A 16,338-nucleotide genomic window follows, 5' to 3' on the forward strand; every position below is an offset into this window, starting at 1 on the left:
GGGGATTTTAAGGGGAGGGTCGGCCTTAGGCTTTGGCCAGGTCGATAGCGATATGTTCCCAAGGGGCATCGACGCTGGGACGTTGGTAGCAGCGGATGTAGGAGGCGGTGCCAACTACGCGCATGGCGTTGCGAATAGCGCGCATGGCCTCTTTCCAGCGCTCGTCCTCGATTTCCTGGCGCAGCAACATGAAGATTTCAGAACGGTTGATCTGCCCCGATTTGTCCGTGTTGAACGCGCGGGTGACGATAGACCGGAGTTCCGGGCCAGCGCTTGCCGCCCATTCGTTCAGGCATTCGTCCAGTAGCTGCTTGGCAATCTGCAGCTCAGGCCCAAAGTCGATCCTGTCCGCAACTGAAACTGTGACCTTGAACAAGCCGTCAACGCTGGGCAGGGTCATGTTTCCTTTTTTGCCGCCCAGCTTGGCACCGAATTCTTGGGCCAGAAGAGTTTCAACGGACAGAATGTCCTTTTCGGTATGGGTTTTAAACCTGGCAACCTGACCCTGCAGGGGCACAGCATAGCTGACGATCTTGCGGACAGTTTCGTCTATCAGTTTGTCCATGGGGTTGACCAATTCCAAAGGAACCAGAGACCCCTTTGCATCGGCCATGTATTTATTGCCGTTCATTTCCGTGATGCCATCCGGGATCGGGGACGGAGTGATGGCGCTAGGCTGGGTTTCGTTTGGGGTAGGATCGGTCATGAGTGGATTTTTCCCTTGGCTGCTCATCAGATCAGGGCCGCCGCGCCCTGATGACCGCGCCCGGATGAACCGGGCGGGTTTCGCATCGGGTCAGGCGTTCAAAAGGTCTTTCACTGCTTTGTGGGCCTTGAAACTCAGCCCGGACGATGCCGCGATTTGCAGGCTTTCACCGGTCTTGGGGTTGCGGCCAGGCCGTGCGGGGCGGTCCTTGCGGGTGAAGCTGCCGAACCCGTGCAGCGACACTTCCTGTCCGTTCTTTGCCGCTTGGGTGATCTGTTCCAGGATGGCTTCAAGCGTGGCGCTTACCTCTTCCTGGGTGCGGTTTTGGTTTTCTGCAATGACGCGGATCAGGTCTTTCTTGGTCAGTTTAGTCGCCATGGTCTTGTCTCCTCTGGCTGGGTGGTGCGCGGGATTGCGCGGGGTTCAAGCGCCTGTCGGGTCCAGGTGGTCAGCAAGGGCACGCAGGAAAGTTCCGGTTTTCTGCCGGTCTTTGATCATGTGGTCGAATTCAAGGATGTCTTCGGTGCGGGTGCGCTCCGCGATGACGCCAAGGACGTATGCAAGCTGCTCGGTGTCTTCGGTCAATTCGAAAGCAACAGCGTCGCGGTGAACGCCGACGTGGAAGTGAAAATCGCTCATTCTTCAGGTTCCTTGTTGAATTTCGGGCAGGCGCGGCAGGCGCGTATCATCCGGACCCGGAACGGGCTGGAATGGGTCCATTTTTTCGCACGGCGGCGGTGGGCCAGGCAGGCGGCGCTGGGGATCTCGGTTTTCAGGGCAGGGCAAAGGACCGGGGCACTCATGAAGACGTCGCGCACGGCGGCTTCAATGCGGACAAGCGAGCCGCCATAGCGGTTGCGCATGGCCTGGCTGACAACTGTGGCGCTGAGGCCAAGCTTACCGGCAACAGAGTTCTGCGAAGACTGGTCGCATTCCCGCACCAGGACTTCCACCCAATCGGGCAGAACGTCGCCCCAGCCGTCCTTAGCTACTATCAAACGGTCGCTCATCACAGGCGCCCTCCCGGTGCATAGACAATCTTGTCGTCGTTGCTGTCGATGATGACGGTCATGCTGCGTTTCTGGGGCGGCAGCGGGCCGGTGTTTTTGATCAGGGACAGCGGCGTGTCTTCTTTCAGGTTCCGGGTGCGGGCGGCGGTGCGCAGATAGCCGGCGCGGCGCAAAATCCGGCAGTATTCCACTATGAACCGCTGGGGGATATCCGGGCGGGCCGGTGCCAGCGCGGCAAAGATATCAACCGGCCTGAACCGTTTCTGGTGGCGGATTGCGGTCCAGACGGCGCCCTCTTTGGTGCTGCGCTTGTCTTTGGCCTCTTCGCGGGCCTCTTCCGGCGACTTCACCGAGAAAAACACTTTGCCCTTGCTGCGGCCCCAGACCCGCATGACGCCGGTCTGCTTCAGGCGGCTGAGAAACCGCGTCCGGATGGTTTCCGACGCACAGATGGTTTCAACATCCGCGTTGGTGAAGTAAGGCCGCTCGGAAATGTATTTCCAGATCTGCTGTTCTTCCAGACTGCGCGGTTCAGCCGACGGAAGCTCAATATCCGCACCTGTCTCGCGCATCTTGCCCAGCAGCTGGTCCAGACGGTTGCGGGACCAGGCTGTGTCCAGTTCATGTCCGGTTGCTGCTGCCATGATCTCCTTGGCTTCATCAACGCCCCAAACGGTGAAGAACTTGGTGGTGCCTTCATTGCCGCATTCGGTGACAACGCCCTGGCGCTGCAAGGCGCGCAGATAATTCTGCCGTGTCCAGTCTCCGGCTTCGCAGTAGGTGGCAACTTCATGGTGGGTAAACCGCAGCCGGGTCTGGATGAATTCCAGGATCTCTTTTTCGGCGGCGTTGCGGGTGTCGGTTTGGCTCATTTCAGCAGCCCTGCGCGCGGGCGAGGAGCGTCCTTGCGCTGAAAGTCCGTACCGCCCCAGTCCTGTCTGGACATACTCTTCAAGCCGAGTTTGGCTGCCTCTTTTCTTACTTGGCGAATGTCGGCGACCATCCGGCGTACATTGCCGGTGTTACGCTCCAGGATGAATTCCACCATATCGTCTTCAATCGTGATTTCCCGGGAATAACTGTCTGCGATCAAGCGGGCGTCCTTGAAGGTTGCAGGCAGAGCCGGCACCCTTCGAAGGACGCGGCTGTCAATCAGATCGTACTTTTTGAGCTTATGGGGGAACTCTTCCATGCCAATCAGTAGGATCGGGGTGTCAGACCCGTCATGAATGTCCCGGATCAACTCAATCATGCCTTTTTTGAAGGCGTAGTCCGCCTCGTCAACAATCAGCAGCCGCCCCTCGTGCGCCAGCCCTTCACAAGCCTGCGAAACCATCTGAGGGACCTTGCGCTGGGGCGAGATGCCCAGCTCCCCAAGCAGTTGCTCGAGAAAATACGACTTGGTCCAATCGCCCTGCATGGACAGGTGAATGACGTCAAACTTTGACGCGCAAAAGATTGCGCCGAAGGTTTTTCCGTATCCTGGGTAGCCGTAAAAAACACCCAAACCGGGATCGCCGAATTCGCGGTCCTTCAGGTCAACCACCAACTCTGCCATTGTCGCCACATTGGTTAACGGCTGCACGCTGTTGCCGATTTCCAAAGTCTGTGTCATGCTCGCTCCTAGTCAATCAATGCCGTCGCCATGGGGTCTATCCAGGCGGCGGTTTTTTTGTGATCTACCCGGCGTTATTGCCGCCGAATGCCTGTTTCAGCGCTGCCAGCGCCTCGTATTCCGAATGCTGCTGGTAGCCCTTCAGCCAGCCCGCCTCGCGCTCCCCGACCGGGTCGCCGTTTTGCTGCCTGCGCTCGATTTCCTGCGCCTGGGCAAACCGTTCGTCTGCTGTAGTGGCCACTTTAAAGGTCTCCTGTTTGGGGAAGGTTCGGGTTTCTTCCGCTTGTCGCCGATCTGCAGAATGAGGGCGTTCTGTGCCGCCTCGGCGCTGGGGTCCGAATGCTGCCGGAAGGTTGAAACCCTGGGGGTCTTGGGAAACACCGGTTTCACCACCTTGGCTTCCATCAGTGCGGTTGTTTCCTTGCGGATTTCGTTCAGATCAGCCCCGAGCTGTTCCGGTGTGTGCGGCCGGTGCAGCTCTGCGAGTTTCTTTTCAGCCTTTTTGATCTGACGGTTCCGCTTCGCCGTCGAGCGCGCGCCCTCAAGATCGAAGAAGCCGATTTTCTCCAGGCATTCGGCAAAGCCAAGATGCGCGCCTTCCGGGCTGTAGATATGAACGCCGCTGTGCAGGTCTTCAGGATCGAAGCGCACAACAATGTTGCGGCCTGCCTCCTGGCTCATCCAGGCGCAGTGATAGACGTTGCCGTGGAAGTTCAGGCTGCCATTGTGCTTGTGCAGCTTGGCAGTGTCCTGGCCCATAAGCCAAAGGTTGCGCTGTTCTTCGGTCGCCTTCAGAAGCGTGGTTGTGGCGTAACTGTCTGCAAACGTCTCGTCAAAGGACCTTCCGTTGGCGTTGGCAGAGCGGCGGCCGGGGCGGGCATTGTGTTCTTCAATGCCTTCGGCCAGGACTTCCAGGAACTCAGCCAGTTTCACAGCGCGGCTGCCGTAGTTTTCAGGCTTTGCCGTGGGGCGGTTGCCGACATAGGCGCCTGCAAAGCGGGGGTCTTTTGCAATGTCGCTGGCAATATCCCGGAAGGCCCGTTCAATCGGCTTGGCCTGGCCATGCGCTGGGGTTGCCCAGTGCATTTGAATGCCCAGCAGCGGCAGGACGCCAACCGGATCTGTCTCCCGGATCTTGAACCGGAACCGGGTCGGCGCCCCCGCCGTCATCCACTTGTTTGCGAACTCATGGCCGTTGTCGAACAGGCACCGCTTGGGAATGCGCCAGGTATCGATCATCTCGCCAAAGGCCGCCATCACCATGACCTTGTTGGGGTCATGGTCCACCCGCCAGGACAGGATCTTGTTGGAGTAAAGGTCCTGAAACGCGATGATTTGGGGACGGTTTACGGTGCCGTCCGGCCATTCCACAAAGACGTCGATCTTATGGCAGTCGGCGTTGACGGCTTCCATTGCTGTCAGAGACGAGCGGTCGCGGATCTGCGCCGGATAACAGCGCATCAGCCCGCGCGGGCCTTCACGGGTATAAATCTGGGTGGTGCGCTGCACCTCAGCATCCACCCACCGCTTGGCGGTTTTCTGGATGGGGAAGGGCCAGCCTTCTTTTTCGGCCTTTAACTTCGCCTTCCTGTAGCATTGGGAAAACGTTGGTCCTTCAAACTGCAGGAAGGCGCTTTTCAGCCAGTCCATAAACGGCTTGAATTTGGACCTGTCTTCTTTCCGAATACGTTTTTTAGGCGGCTGAGGCGCAAGATAGGCAAGCTGATCCGCAGCCGGAATACCTTCGATCAGGGTGATCCAGTTGTAGATCGTGCGCGAACTGACCTTCATTTCCGAGGCGATCACCGCGACGGAAACGACGTGGGTCGTGCCGCTGCTGTGCAGCAGTTCCACCTTGTGCAGCGCTTCCAGCCGCCGCCGGGCTTCCGCCTTGGATTTCTCTGGCAGCTGCTCATAGGCCAGCCAGGCCTCCGTTCTGTCGGGGCGCTCAACAGGGGCTTCAATACCCATTTTAAGCACCTTTAAACGCGCTGCTTCAGGCAGCAGGGACCAGTGAAAGAACAGCCCGCCGCCGCGGCCGGGTTTACGCTTCATAGCTGCGAAAACGCGTTTCCAGCCTTCGCGTTCCGCATAGGCGTTAACACCGCGCACGCTGCCAGGCAGCCCTGGAAGGCGCGCCGCTGCGATGTCAGCCGCGGACCACCATTCCTGTGTTGGCTTCAGATCCCTGGTCACTGTCAGGCCTCCCTCTGGCTGGAGAAGGGAACGACCTCGCCGGTAGCGTCTTGTTTCTGCACCTCGGCCAGCAGCGCTGCCAGTTCTTCCCCGTTCCGCCGGACAAATTCCAGCCGAGCAGCCTTGGCGGCCCTGGCAAAGGCATCGGACAGCTTGGAAGCTTGCATCTCAGGCGTGGACTGAACCGGCTCGCCGGGTGTTTTCATCCGGTCCAGGGCTTCTTTTGCGGACTTCGCTTTACCCTGGCCCAGTGCGGTGCAGATCGCGCTGCGGTCTGCCTGCGCGCCGCACTTGGCGATATGCTCCAGATCCTTGAACTGCACCCGGTTCGGCGCGCTCCGCAGCTGGGCGATTTCGTCTTTGGACAGCTTTTCGCCGACGCTGATCAAGCGCTGCATTGTCTTCTGAGATTTTCCGAATGTTTCAGCGGCGTTAGCGCTGAATGATGCAAGCGACATTTTGTCGTTTGCATCCCAGCGGCCATGCGCGCCAGCTTTGCCTTGCGCTGTCTCGGGGTTTTCCCGCTCATAAAGTGCTTTGTGCGCAGCCAGGAAAACGGCCATGTCCAGCGGGGTCAGCGGGGCGCCGGCCACATTGGCGTCTACCTCGATCCGAATAGCCTGGTCGTTGGTGCATTCGCTCACCTTGACCGGCACTTCTTCCAGACCGGCTTCCTTGGCAGCGGTCAGGCGGTGCAACCCGTCCATCAGCCGGTAGCCGTCTTTGACTTTGCGCACCAACAGCGGCTGCAGGATTCCGCCCACTTCATTGATGGAGGACACGATGCTGGCAACCGCCGTGGGTGAGGCAATGCGCAAGCGTTCTTCCACTTGGATATCGGCAACCGGAAGGGTTTGAATTTTCTGCCAATTTGGAGGGGTCATTGGGGATGCTCCACTTTGATTGAATTCAGGGGTTTCAAGGGACGGCGTGCCGTTCTGTGCGGCATGGCCGGCGGGGTTGCGCCCCAGATTTGCGGCAGTACAGTCGCCCTGCAGGTCCTCAGGATGGAGAAACCATTGGGCAACAGCAGTCTCGACCGCTATTTCCGGGAAGCATGCGACCATGCTAATGAGCTTCTGGATTTATTTGATCTGCAGACGCGGCAGCAGATGCTGCCGAAGATTGAGCAGCAGTGGCCGGTGATCCACTTGGATCTCCTGAAGAACGATCAGCCTGCGCTAACATTCCTTTCCGAAGGTCCGACAGATCGCGAGCGACGTCTTGCAAAGCTGGACTTGGGAAAGGGATTTCTGCTGTGGGTTCAGGCGCGGTTTCTGGCGCTTCAAGCAGCCACTGCATTAGACATAGCTGCGTCTCTTTCCACCAAGCTCGATAGCCCTGCGGAAACTCCGTTCCGGCAAGCCGTTCCTGTCGTTGCTCGAGAAGCTTTACTATTTTTGGACCAGCCAACACCCGAGGAGGTGTTACTGCTCGAATTACCCGATTGAACAGATAGCCCGGGATTAGGATCCGTTCGATGTTCCGCCAGGTCTGTTTAGGGGCCTGTAAGCGCTCCTCCCGGCACCTGTCACGCAGCGCTTTACGGTGTTTCGCAAGCTCTCTTGCAGAATCAATATCATAGAAGCCGATCTGCTGGGCGGACCGCTGCCGCCCCAGCAGCGCACTGACCGATGCCAATGAGCCGTCTTTGGTCAGGTCAGCAACCAGGTCGGCTACCCGTTCTTGGTGTTCGGCCATGCGTTCGAAAGCCTCGTCGAAACGATCTCCAATCCGGTCTATTTCTGATGGCGCTAGGCCATCCGCATTCCATAGATCTTGATTTGCGGCCTCATACTTCTCTCGTGCAGCCGCGTAATTTTTTGCGGCTTCGATCAGGGCCTTTGCACGTTCATGCGGGGAGTGGGGGAACTTCAAGGTTTCAATGCTCATTTCAAAAAGGCTCCAAACAAGAACAGGAAGGGCAGGGCGAACGCGCAGGCTGCGCCGATTACTTCACCGGCCAGATCGGCCGGGCGGGGCCACAACTCGCGCGCTCTTTGGTCCCAACCCGCCAGAAATGAGGCAAGGCTGGGACCCGTTCCGGCGAGTGGCAGGCGGGAATAAAAAGGCCCCGGCAGCGCATCCCCATGGCTGCCGGGAAGTTGAGCCAGGCCGCTGCTAGCAGGCGTGCGGGACTGGCTGATAACACGCGCATCGCCTTCGATGACGCTAAGCTCATTGCGGGAAAGGGTCATTTCCGCCCCCGATCCTGCATAGATTGCTCAACTTCTTCGGCGTGTCGCCTTACGCGTTCGGCATAGGCCATCTCAACCATCTCGCGGCCAGCTGCGTCGATGATCCGGTCCAGCAGTTTTTGGCCTTCCGGGCCGCCTGCCTGCCCATAGGTGGCAGTGCGCGCCTTGCTGGGGTTGACCTCGTTCTCCGTACACCAGGCACCCAGTGTGGTGCCCGATGAGCGGAATACCCCCACAATTACCGTGTGCAGGATTACTCCTGGCTGGAAGGTTTTTTCATCGTTTGGCATACTGGTTCCCAATGCAGGCTTGTAGTCTGAGGTAGTAATCCCAATTTATCCAATGGTGATAATTAGTCAATCACTATTGGATAGATTATAGGAAGTATTTGATAAATGACTGATTTCAAAGAGAAAATCAGGCACGTCAGGGACGTGTTGCAGTTGTCTCGGCGCGCAATGGGAGAACTTTTGGATATCCCGGAAGGGAAGGTGCAGAAAATAGAGATAGGCGGCCAGCGAGCCGACCATGAATTTCTGTCGAGGTTGTTAGAAGAGACCGAGGTGGATTTGAACTGGCTGCTGGACAATAGGCAGCCTGCCTTAGAGGGCGTGGTGCCAACCGGTACGTCTGAAGTAAAGTTCTCAGACGCAGATCGGCTACGGTTGGCAATCGAAGCCGTGGAAGAAGGTTTGGACGCTTTCGACCGCCAAGCTTCACCAAAAATTAAAGCGAGTCTGATCGCCGCCGCTTACGAGCTCCTGGAGCAGGAAGGCGAAGGAGCGACGGCACAAATTATTCGTCTAGTAAGAATGGCATAAGAATCATGGAAAGAGACGACCCAAAGAGCAGGATCAAGGAACTCTTCGGCGAAACCAGGAGCGCCAAACCGGCATCGGATCAAAGCAGCGGCCCCATCATTCTGGGGTCCAACAACACCGTCGTTTATGGCAACTTCACGCAGAAAACGACAACGCCCTGCACGCTGCGTGTTGTGGTTCAAGTGAACCCTGATGAAGACCATATTTCGCCCGCCCAGAAGGCAGCTCTGAAGCAGCGGGTGAACGAAATCGTGGAGACAGAAACCAAGCTGAAGCAAAAGCCCACGCGTCATGCCACAGTCTGGCGAGCACTGAACTTGCATTGCAACGTCATCACCTACGCCGAAATCGCCTCGGAGGACTATGTGAGGGCCAGAATCTACCTGGATCAATGGCTAGGCAGGCTGAATTCCGCGCGCAGCGCCCCTGTGAAGAACGGCGATGCCTGGCGCCTGCGCAAATACCGCTACATCCACGTCAACGCTAGGGACAGCGATGACCGCCAGGCACTGGATCGATACCTGGATAATAAGTTCGGCGTCACCAGTCTGAGTGAGCTGGACAGCAACCAGTTGGAGACCGCTTACAGATATGTGGTTGGCCGCAAGAGCAGGCGGAGGAGCTAGTCTGATCGGTGTTCGTCAGGACCGGCGTTTTCCGCGTACTGGCGACATTTCATGGCGGCAGGGCGTCGGAAGGATGAGAGAACTGCGCCCTGTTCAAATGGAGCAAATGGCTGCAAAATGGCTGTCAGAGCGGCAATCACATGCTCCGTTTAGCCTTGTATACCAGTCACTGGTAGACGGGTTTCCTTGAAAACAAAGGGAATTTGCAGATGTCAGACACTGATGAATACCAGTCATTGGTAGACAGGGGATGGCGGGAATTTGCAAATGATGAGGAAAAACAAAGGCTTGCGGTTCTGGACGCCCGCATTGATCTAAAACGCCAAATACTGGCCGAAACAGTGAAACAGCGCGCTGACATTCGGCGCCTTCTTCTCACCCGCAGGACACGGTCGATTAAGAGCGCCAAGGGGCCGCAGAATGCCTAAAGTGGTTCCCGGTCGTGAACGCGCCGCCAAAGCACTCTGCGAGCTGGACGGGCACCCACCAAACGCCAAGATGGACGGCGCCGCCTTGTGGGTTTCCTACTTGCCAGAGGTCGACGCGGTGTTACGCGCAGTCCTAGGTGACGAAGCCTGGGCGGCGATCAAAGAGGCAGAGGCCGACGGGGCGCCGCCGTCAGTCCAATGACGCATCAGACGGTGCCGGGTGCTTGAAAATCCGTTCCAAGTTCGAAACGCCGCTTTCGGCCACTGAATTTCCCTAAGTCAATGTTTTTGCGCCGGATATCCCATTCTGGGAAGTGTCCGCAAATTTTTTGGGCTAGTTCCAAGTTCGGTAACGCGATTTCAGGAGGCTGCCTGCCGTCGCTCCTGTGTTAAAACCCTGTTTTAAAGGCCTTTCAGGGGTGTTTGAGAGTTTGCAACGGGAAGTGTCCCAAAATCAGCCAATCACGCTGTATGGGCCATTTTTCCGGGTATTGAAGGACAAACGCTCCGGGCCTCATTCCAGGTTCAAACCTGCCTGTAAGCCCTTCTTTATATGGCTCCAACCGGATAAGTCCTGATACTTCGAGCCTCTTCCGGTTACTGCAATATCAAGTGTCCCCTAACAAGCGGGACACTTCGCGTTGCAGTGCGGGACACTTCCCGTTGCAGCAACTCATTTTTACGAATTCCCTGATTTTTAGGCGCAAAACCGGGGTTTGGCCAGTCCGGATATCCGCCGGTTCCGGGTTTTGACGCTGTGGTTTTGGGACACTTCCCGCTGCAGTACGGGACACTTCCTGTTGCAATACTCGGAATTCGGCCGCCCAAACTGTTAAAAACGGCGGGCGGTGCAAGGCTTTAATGGGTGTTTAAAGAGGGGGTGCGGGTTCGGGACGAAGCCGCCGTTCGCCGCAAATGCAGCCTGGTCCGTGCCTGATGGTCGCAATGCGCAGGAAGCCGACATTGGTGCCACATGCAGCGGACGGCATGAGCGTGCCTAAGCCGCCGTCGTACAGGGCTTGGGCCTTCGCTTGTGAAGCACGTTGTGATGTGTTGCGTACGCGAAGAGCTGCTAGGCGACCGATGACTAAACTGGGTTAAACAGCGGGACCGACGCCCCGCTGTCAATCAAAGCTAATTGGTTTTGGCCGACACGGGCGGCCCTAAACTGCCATCTTGCTTCATGATGGCACCGCAGCGCAGTTTGCCTACAGTGAAATAACGGATGTCAGTAACCACATGAAAACCAGTCTCACATTAGTTTCCTTGGGGTTGTGCCATTAGCGTGCGTTGCTTTTGGGCCTCCTGTAGGCGTTCCGGCCAAGTTGACTTTATGAAAGATAGAATGTCCCAAACATCTTGATCGGAAAGCCTGTCCTCAAATCCCGGCATTCCACTGATGACTCCCGTTACCCCCATGTTTAAGAGCGCGGCTTTCCCCCCAAATTTGGTATAGGTGAACAGCACGGCATCATCGTGGTGCCAAGTATGACCTGTGCGGTCATGCGGTGGCGCCCGAAGCACGCCATCTCCATCAGGAGACTGCCAATCCTCTTGCCCTTCAAGATTCACGCCGTGGCAACTGGCGCAGTGTTCAGCATAAAGCTCTTCACCTCTTGAAGGGTCAGTGTTGGCCGGTTGCGTCTGCGCGTGAGTTGAACCAACCCCAACCAAGATAGCAAAAGCTCCAGCTTGGGCGGTCTTCTTTATGGCGGAAATTGTTTTCATGTAATGTCCAACCAAGTCTTCATACCTGCGGCCTACCGACGATTGAGGTTCATGCCATCCTTCTTTTCTGTGCCGGGCTTGCTTTTCCGCAAAATCTTCAACCACCGGAATGATCATCCAGAAGATAGGTCGCCATTGCCTTACGGTCGTACTCGGTCAGAAAGGCAGTTCCATAGAGAACGACTTCTCCCATCGTTCCGCCGAATGCATCGCCATCCGGCATGACGCCACTGCGTAGTGCGTATGCCAGACTGTCGACAGTCCAGCCGCGTTTCCGAAGAGACAAGTAATCGATGGCCGGAGCTTTCCCGCCCCCTGGCAGTGTATTGCTGCCCTTGAAGTGCTCTGTGTCTGATTTCCGGGCTCCGGCTAAATTTCGCCCCGTGTGACAGGCGGCACAATGTGCGGCACCCTCCACCAGAAGCCGCCCGCGATTCCAAATTTCACCGTTCCCAGGAACAGCTTCAGTTCTTGGAGGCTCAAGAAACGCCGCTCGCCAAAGTTTCAGCCCCCATCTTTGGTTGAACGGAAATACCATCTCTTGCCGCCTCGACGGCTCGGCCACCGCCGGAACTGTCTGAAAAGCAGCCCAGAGATCGGCAATCTCCTGATCCGTGAAGTTGCTATAAAATGGGTAGGTGAAGGCCGGATAGTAGGGCTGGCCATCAGGGGAAACACCCTGGCGGACAGCCTGTGCAAACTCTTCAACTGTCCAACTGCCTATTCCGTGTTCACTATCCGATGTGAGGTTGGGCGAGTACAGAGTACCGAATGGAGTTTCTAGCTTTACTCCACCTGCCAAAGGTGCTCCGCCGTTAGAAAAGTCGGTGTGGCAAGCGATACAGCCAGACACTCTGGCCAGATAGGCTCCGCGGTTCACATCCCCCTCTAGGTTAAGCTCGCTCAGCGGCACGCCAATAGGCCAAGCCACCACTGCGGTCAGCCCTGCCGACGCTGTAACTGCAGCGGCAAAGGCATAACGAAGCATGCGTTTCATAATCCGAATTCACTCTTCACGGAAACGAGTATGGCACGCTGAACAGGTTTGGCTCAGCATCATGAACACACCGTCGGCAGGCATCTGGGACAGGGCCTCAGCGCTTGGACTGCCGTCCATCATTGCGCCGCTCCCCATCATACTTCCGGAACCCATATGGGATGATCCCATCATGGCGCTGTTGGACATCATGCCTGTCCCCTGGGCTTCTGGCATCATCAACCCGTTCTCCGCTGCCGTGGCCAAGCCATCAGAATAGGTCTGCAATCTTTCCGCGAGGTCGACGAAACCTTCCCAGTCGGCCCATATCTCAGCTTTGGCTTCAGATGGATGCCCATTTGAACCCTCTGGAAAGAGCGTCGTCAGGACATCACCCGCATGGGCTCCGATTTTTTTTGCTTCTCTGCGAACTGCGGCTGCATCATAGGCCGTTTTTCCCTGCATCATCGGAGCCAGCACTTTCATGCTGTCTTTCATAACTCCCATGCCATCCATCCGTTCCTTTACGATGCCAGTTGCACCGCTATGAGCATGAGCAGCTACAGCAATGAGCGACGCCAATGCGGCGCCGGAAACCAGTTTGGAAAGTGTCATCTTGTTTCCCTGAAATAGTTTGAGATTGCGCTTTGAAGGCGCAGGATCAGTATTCAGGAAAGGTAACGGGGAGGCGGCGGATCAAAGCCAGTGATCATATACGGCCTCAATAGAGCTAGCGGCATATCAGGACGAGAGATCTGCATGCTTGGCCGCATTGAAAGGCAATTGCCTATGAGAACAGCAAAACCACCACAGAGCGAACTGCCATGGCAATGTTCAATATGGCTACTGCCCGCCTGTTCTTGATCAATGTCCTGAACAGTGACAGCGATATGCGTTCCGCCGCCAGCCCCGTGTGCATTTGCCTGACTTGCAGACAGGAAGATAACTGCGACGAGCAGACCCGCAGCCAGCAGCAAATACCCAATTTCTAGTCTGGCAAAGAGGCGCACTGCTCAGTTTTTCCCGTTTTCGTGGCTAAGTTCACGGACACAGACAACGATGCCTTTCCTACCCATCCTGGTCAAGCGGCCGGCCGTCGCAATTCACTCTACCGGACCACGCGGCTCGTTCATGTGGCAGCTTAAATTAATGCACTCGAAGATAAGCAGGAAAGCTCTTCTGCAAGGTAGATAACCTCCCACTGCTCGCTCGCAGCTGAGCGTTTTCATTACTACGCAAGCAGAGAAGCAAGCGAAGCCGACTCTGATACACTTCGCGACAAATCTCTCTCGAACCTTGCCGCAGTGTTCGTATATTTCAAACAAGTATGAGCAACACCCCCCATATTCTGGTGGTCGACGATCACCGTGAAATCCGGTCTGCGGTCACACGTTACCTGGAGAAAAACGGCCTGCGGTCCTCCGCCGCCAAGGACGCCGAAGAAATGGATGCGATGCTCACCTCCGGAAGCTTCGATCTGGTTGTTCTGGATGTGATGATGCCAGGTGAGAACGGGCTGTCCGTTTGCAAACGCTTGTCTCAAGAAGGGCAATTGCCTGTGCTGCTGTTGACCGCCTTGGGCGAGGAGCACGACCGGATCACCGGGCTGGAAACCGGTGCAGACGATTATTTGGCTAAACCCTTTAACCCGCGCGAGCTGCTGGCCCGCATCCGGGCCATCCTGCGCCGTACAGCCAAGGAAGAACCGCTCGCAGGCCGCTTGGCAGGTAAACGTGTGAAGTTCGGGCAATGGGTTTTGGATAGTGACAGGCGGGTGATCCTCGACAGCGCAGGACAAGAGACGGCGTTGACCGGCTCCGAATTCAAGCTGCTAGTCGTGCTGCTAGAGCGTAACCGCCTGGTACTGAACCGCGATAAGTTGATGGATCTGACCGCTGGCCGGGCAGCGGCGCCAATGGATCGGACAATTGACAATCAGATCAGCCGCCTCCGCCGCAAGATAGAGAGTGATCCCTTGCGCCCGCGCCTGATTACCACGGTTCGCAATGGCGGATACTGCCTGTCCGTGGATATTGAGGTTTTGGATCAATGAGTTTTGTTCCGCGCAGATTGCGGTCGCAGTTAGTGCTTTTGGTCGTGCTGGCGCTGGCCGCCGCACAGGGCGTAAGCTTGTTTTTCTTGTCTGGGGAACGCAGCCTAGCGATCCGGGCTGCGATGAGCACCGAAGCAGCCGGCAGGGCAGCCAATGTCGCAAGGCTGATTGAAGAAGCTCCTCCGTCCCTCCATCCCTCGATTATCCGGGCTGCCAATTCTCCTCTGGTGCGTTTCGAACTTAGCGGCAGCCCGGTCGTAACGCACACTTCACATGACACTGATGGTGCTGCCGAGGCACGGGTTCGCGCACTTCTGGGCGGAGACACCAACCGGGAGATCCGGGCTGAACTGCACGAGACTGATAGTGCTGGACTGCCACTTCCCTATCTGGAACCGGAGATGGCTGAGATTCATCGGGAAATGATGCGCGGCCAGATGCTGGCCATTGAATTGAACCTGTCAATTGCGCTGAGCGATGGCCAATGGCTGAACGCAGCGACATTGTTCGAGCGGCCACCGCTGCAATGGTCCTTGCAGCCGACGATCACCTTTGCCCTCAGCGCAGGCTTCATCCTGGCTGCAATTTTTCTGTTTGCGCTGACCCGTGTCACGGCTCCACTGAGCATGCTTTCCTCAGCGGCTGAAAACCTGGGGGGTGAGGAAGCTACTGAACCGCTTCCCGCAGACGGGCCTCTGGAGGTACAAGAGCTCATCCATGCGTTCAACAGGATGCAGCATCGAATAACCAGCCTGGTTGCCGAGCGCACTCGGATGCTTGCCGCCTTAGGCCACGACCTGCGCTCGCCGCTGACAGCAATGCGGGTGCGAGCAGAGTTTGTGGAAGACAATGAAACCCGAAGCAGCATGATATCCCTTATCGGGGAGATGCAGAGCATGGTCGAAACAACACTCTCCTTTGCCCGTGGTTTGGCGGACGCAGAAAAGCCTGAAGACTGCGAGCTGGGCAGTTTTCTCCAGGCTTTACGAAACGACATGCTGAACGGTTTTGAACTGCTGCCTGGGGATCCCGTCCAGATCTGCCTGCGGCAGAACGCCATGCGGAGGGCTCTGCGCAATGTGATTGAAAACGCCCTGCGCTACGGAGGTGAGGCACAGATTGGATATGGGCTAGAAGACGGATTTGCGCTGATCACCGTTTCCGACCCTGGACCCGGCATCCCGGAGGCCGACCTGGAGCGGGTCTTTGAACCCTACACTCGCCTGGAGGTTTCGCGCTCGCTGGAAACGGGCGGGCACGGGTTGGGGCTGTCGATTGCCGGCACCATCCTGCGCGCGCATGGCGGCAGCCTCACATTGCGCAACCAGCCAGAGGGCGGTCTCTGCGCCGTTCTGAAGCTGCCGCTTGGACAGTGAGTCCGGCTATTTTCGGATACATACCGATACAAATCACGGGCCGTACAGGCGTTGACCTTCCTGCGCTGGAAGGCCGCAAATCTAATGGCCGCCAGGACGGCTCCCGCAACGGTGGCGACTTTGACAATTGGATGGGGAAGACATGAACAGAACGGGCCTGATACTTGCAACAGCAGTGATTGCCGTCGGCGGATTTGCCATGTGGGGCGTTTCCCGGCCAACAGAGCAGAAGCCGGGAGCAGCGGAAGCAATATTGGAGGGCGTAGCTATTGTCGAGGTGAAGCTGCCCGAGACCCTTTCTGAAAACGCGCAGATAGGAAAACACATCTTTGAAGCCAAATGCGCATCCTGCCATGGCGAAAATGCCGCTGGTCACGAAGGGGTTGCCCCACCGCTGGTTCACAAGATCTATGAGCCAAGCCACCACTCCGATACCGCATTCCTGCTGGCTGCCAAAAACGGCGTACGAGCACATCACTGGCGGTTCGGAAACATGCCGCCAGTGCCCGGGGTGACTGATGGCGAAGTCAACCTGGTGACAGGCTACGTACGAGAGCTGCAGCGCGCAAACGGAATCCACTGAGATCGGACAGACTTGTCTGCAT

General features: G+C 57.1%; 22 protein-coding genes and 1 other RNA gene. 7 read left to right on the forward strand and 16 right to left on the reverse strand.

The window, feature by feature from the left end; all coding sequences use genetic code 11:
* Positions 1–25 precede the first annotated feature (25 nt).
* The 12 genes from ETW23_RS07765 to ETW23_RS07820 form a co-directional block, all read right to left on the reverse strand.
* Positions 26–733, reverse strand: coding sequence for a DUF3164 family protein (locus ETW23_RS07765; protein ID WP_368075882.1), 708 nt, complete (start codon positions 731–733; stop codon positions 26–28).
* An RNA gene (locus ETW23_RS07770) (hammerhead ribozyme type II) lies at positions 720–792 on the reverse strand. The genes ETW23_RS07765 and ETW23_RS07770 overlap by 14 nt, the downstream gene beginning before the upstream one ends.
* Positions 793–796: 4 nt before the next feature.
* Positions 797–1,084, reverse strand: coding sequence for an HU family DNA-binding protein (locus ETW23_RS07775; protein WP_205879951.1), 288 nt, complete (start codon positions 1,082–1,084; stop codon positions 797–799).
* A 45-nt stretch (positions 1,085–1,129) separates the two neighbouring features.
* On the reverse strand, positions 1,130–1,345 hold the full coding sequence (locus ETW23_RS07780; RefSeq protein ID WP_134829649.1) for a hypothetical protein: 216 nt from the start codon (positions 1,343–1,345) through the stop codon (positions 1,130–1,132).
* Positions 1,342–1,716, reverse strand: coding sequence for a hypothetical protein (locus ETW23_RS07785; RefSeq protein ID WP_134829650.1), 375 nt, complete (start codon positions 1,714–1,716; stop codon positions 1,342–1,344). The genes ETW23_RS07780 and ETW23_RS07785 overlap by 4 nt, the downstream gene beginning before the upstream one ends.
* A complete protein-coding gene (locus ETW23_RS07790) occupies positions 1,716–2,588 on the reverse strand; it encodes a hypothetical protein (RefSeq protein ID WP_134829651.1) in 873 nt (290 codons plus the stop codon). Before ETW23_RS07790 ends, ETW23_RS07785 begins: the two co-directional genes overlap by 1 nt.
* On the reverse strand, positions 2,585–3,331 hold the full coding sequence (locus ETW23_RS07795) for an AAA family ATPase (protein WP_134829652.1): 747 nt from the start codon (positions 3,329–3,331) through the stop codon (positions 2,585–2,587). Before ETW23_RS07795 ends, ETW23_RS07790 begins: the two co-directional genes overlap by 4 nt.
* Positions 3,332–3,472: 141 nt before the next feature.
* A complete protein-coding gene (locus ETW23_RS07800) occupies positions 3,473–5,527 on the reverse strand; it encodes a transposase domain-containing protein (protein WP_134829653.1) in 2,055 nt (684 codons plus the stop codon).
* Positions 5,528–5,529: 2 nt separating this feature from the next.
* Entirely contained in the window at positions 5,530–6,411 is an 882-nt protein-coding gene (locus ETW23_RS07805) for a ParB/RepB/Spo0J family partition protein (protein WP_205879952.1), read from the reverse strand.
* 184 nt (positions 6,412–6,595) lie between these two features.
* Complete coding sequence (locus tag ETW23_RS07810; protein WP_134829655.1) at positions 6,596–7,420, reverse strand: hypothetical protein; 825 nt, start codon at positions 7,418–7,420, stop codon at positions 6,596–6,598.
* Entirely contained in the window at positions 7,417–7,725 is a 309-nt protein-coding gene (locus tag ETW23_RS07815) for a hypothetical protein (protein WP_134829656.1), read from the reverse strand. The genes ETW23_RS07810 and ETW23_RS07815 overlap by 4 nt, the downstream gene beginning before the upstream one ends.
* Positions 7,722–8,015, reverse strand: coding sequence for a hypothetical protein (locus ETW23_RS07820; RefSeq protein WP_134829657.1), 294 nt, complete (start codon positions 8,013–8,015; stop codon positions 7,722–7,724). Before ETW23_RS07820 ends, ETW23_RS07815 begins: the two co-directional genes overlap by 4 nt.
* Before the next feature lie 105 nt (positions 8,016–8,120).
* Here ETW23_RS07820 and ETW23_RS07825 point away from each other — a divergent pair, with 105 nt between their 5' ends.
* The 4 genes from ETW23_RS07825 to ETW23_RS07840 all read left to right on the forward strand — a co-directional run bounded on the left by ETW23_RS07825 (position 8,121) and on the right by ETW23_RS07840 (position 9,802).
* On the forward strand, positions 8,121–8,546 hold the full coding sequence (locus ETW23_RS07825) for a helix-turn-helix domain-containing protein (RefSeq protein WP_134829658.1): 426 nt from the start codon (positions 8,121–8,123) through the stop codon (positions 8,544–8,546).
* A 5-nt stretch (positions 8,547–8,551) separates the two neighbouring features.
* The gene (locus tag ETW23_RS07830; protein ID WP_134829659.1) at positions 8,552–9,172 is read left to right on the forward strand and encodes a hypothetical protein; all 621 of its coding nucleotides are present in this window, start codon (positions 8,552–8,554) and stop codon (positions 9,170–9,172) included.
* A 209-nt stretch (positions 9,173–9,381) separates the two neighbouring features.
* A complete protein-coding gene (locus tag ETW23_RS07835) occupies positions 9,382–9,600 on the forward strand; it encodes a hypothetical protein (RefSeq protein WP_134829660.1) in 219 nt (72 codons plus the stop codon).
* Entirely contained in the window at positions 9,593–9,802 is a 210-nt protein-coding gene (locus tag ETW23_RS07840; RefSeq protein WP_134829661.1) for a hypothetical protein, read from the forward strand. The genes ETW23_RS07835 and ETW23_RS07840 overlap by 8 nt, the downstream gene beginning before the upstream one ends.
* A gap of 1,055 nt (positions 9,803–10,857) precedes the next feature.
* Here ETW23_RS07840 and ETW23_RS07845 read toward each other — a convergent pair.
* The 4 genes from ETW23_RS07845 to ETW23_RS07860 all read right to left on the reverse strand — a co-directional run bounded on the left by ETW23_RS07845 (position 10,858) and on the right by ETW23_RS07860 (position 13,314).
* A complete protein-coding gene (locus ETW23_RS07845; RefSeq protein WP_254695204.1) occupies positions 10,858–11,274 on the reverse strand; it encodes a c-type cytochrome in 417 nt (138 codons plus the stop codon).
* A 151-nt stretch (positions 11,275–11,425) separates the two neighbouring features.
* Positions 11,426–12,325 (reverse strand): cytochrome c, encoded by a 900-nt coding sequence (locus ETW23_RS07850; protein WP_134829662.1) that lies wholly within the window; start codon positions 12,323–12,325, stop codon positions 11,426–11,428.
* A 9-nt stretch (positions 12,326–12,334) separates the two neighbouring features.
* Positions 12,335–12,919: a cytochrome c gene (locus ETW23_RS07855; protein ID WP_134829663.1), complete on the reverse strand. Its 585-nt coding sequence runs from the start codon at positions 12,917–12,919 to the stop codon at positions 12,335–12,337.
* A 53-nt stretch (positions 12,920–12,972) separates the two neighbouring features.
* Entirely contained in the window at positions 12,973–13,314 is a 342-nt protein-coding gene (locus ETW23_RS07860; protein ID WP_134829664.1) for a hypothetical protein, read from the reverse strand.
* A gap of 317 nt (positions 13,315–13,631) precedes the next feature.
* On the opposite strand from ETW23_RS07860, the gene ETW23_RS07865 reads away from it, so the two are divergent.
* From ETW23_RS07865 to ETW23_RS07875, 3 genes are all read left to right on the forward strand, one after another.
* Positions 13,632–14,357 carry a response regulator gene (locus tag ETW23_RS07865; RefSeq protein WP_134829665.1) on the forward strand — a complete coding sequence of 242 codons (726 nt, stop codon included), beginning with the start codon at positions 13,632–13,634 and terminating at the stop codon, positions 14,355–14,357.
* A gap of 401 nt (positions 14,358–14,758) precedes the next feature.
* Complete coding sequence (locus ETW23_RS07870; RefSeq protein WP_254695171.1) at positions 14,759–15,733, forward strand: ATP-binding protein; 975 nt, start codon at positions 14,759–14,761, stop codon at positions 15,731–15,733.
* Between the two features lie 199 nt (positions 15,734–15,932).
* Entirely contained in the window at positions 15,933–16,316 is a 384-nt protein-coding gene (locus tag ETW23_RS07875) for a cytochrome c (protein ID WP_254695205.1), read from the forward strand.
* Positions 16,317–16,338 lie beyond the last annotated feature (22 nt).

Origin of the sequence: Leisingera sp. NJS201, assembly GCF_004535885.1 — a bacterium.
Classification (GTDB): domain Bacteria; phylum Pseudomonadota; class Alphaproteobacteria; order Rhodobacterales; family Rhodobacteraceae; genus Leisingera.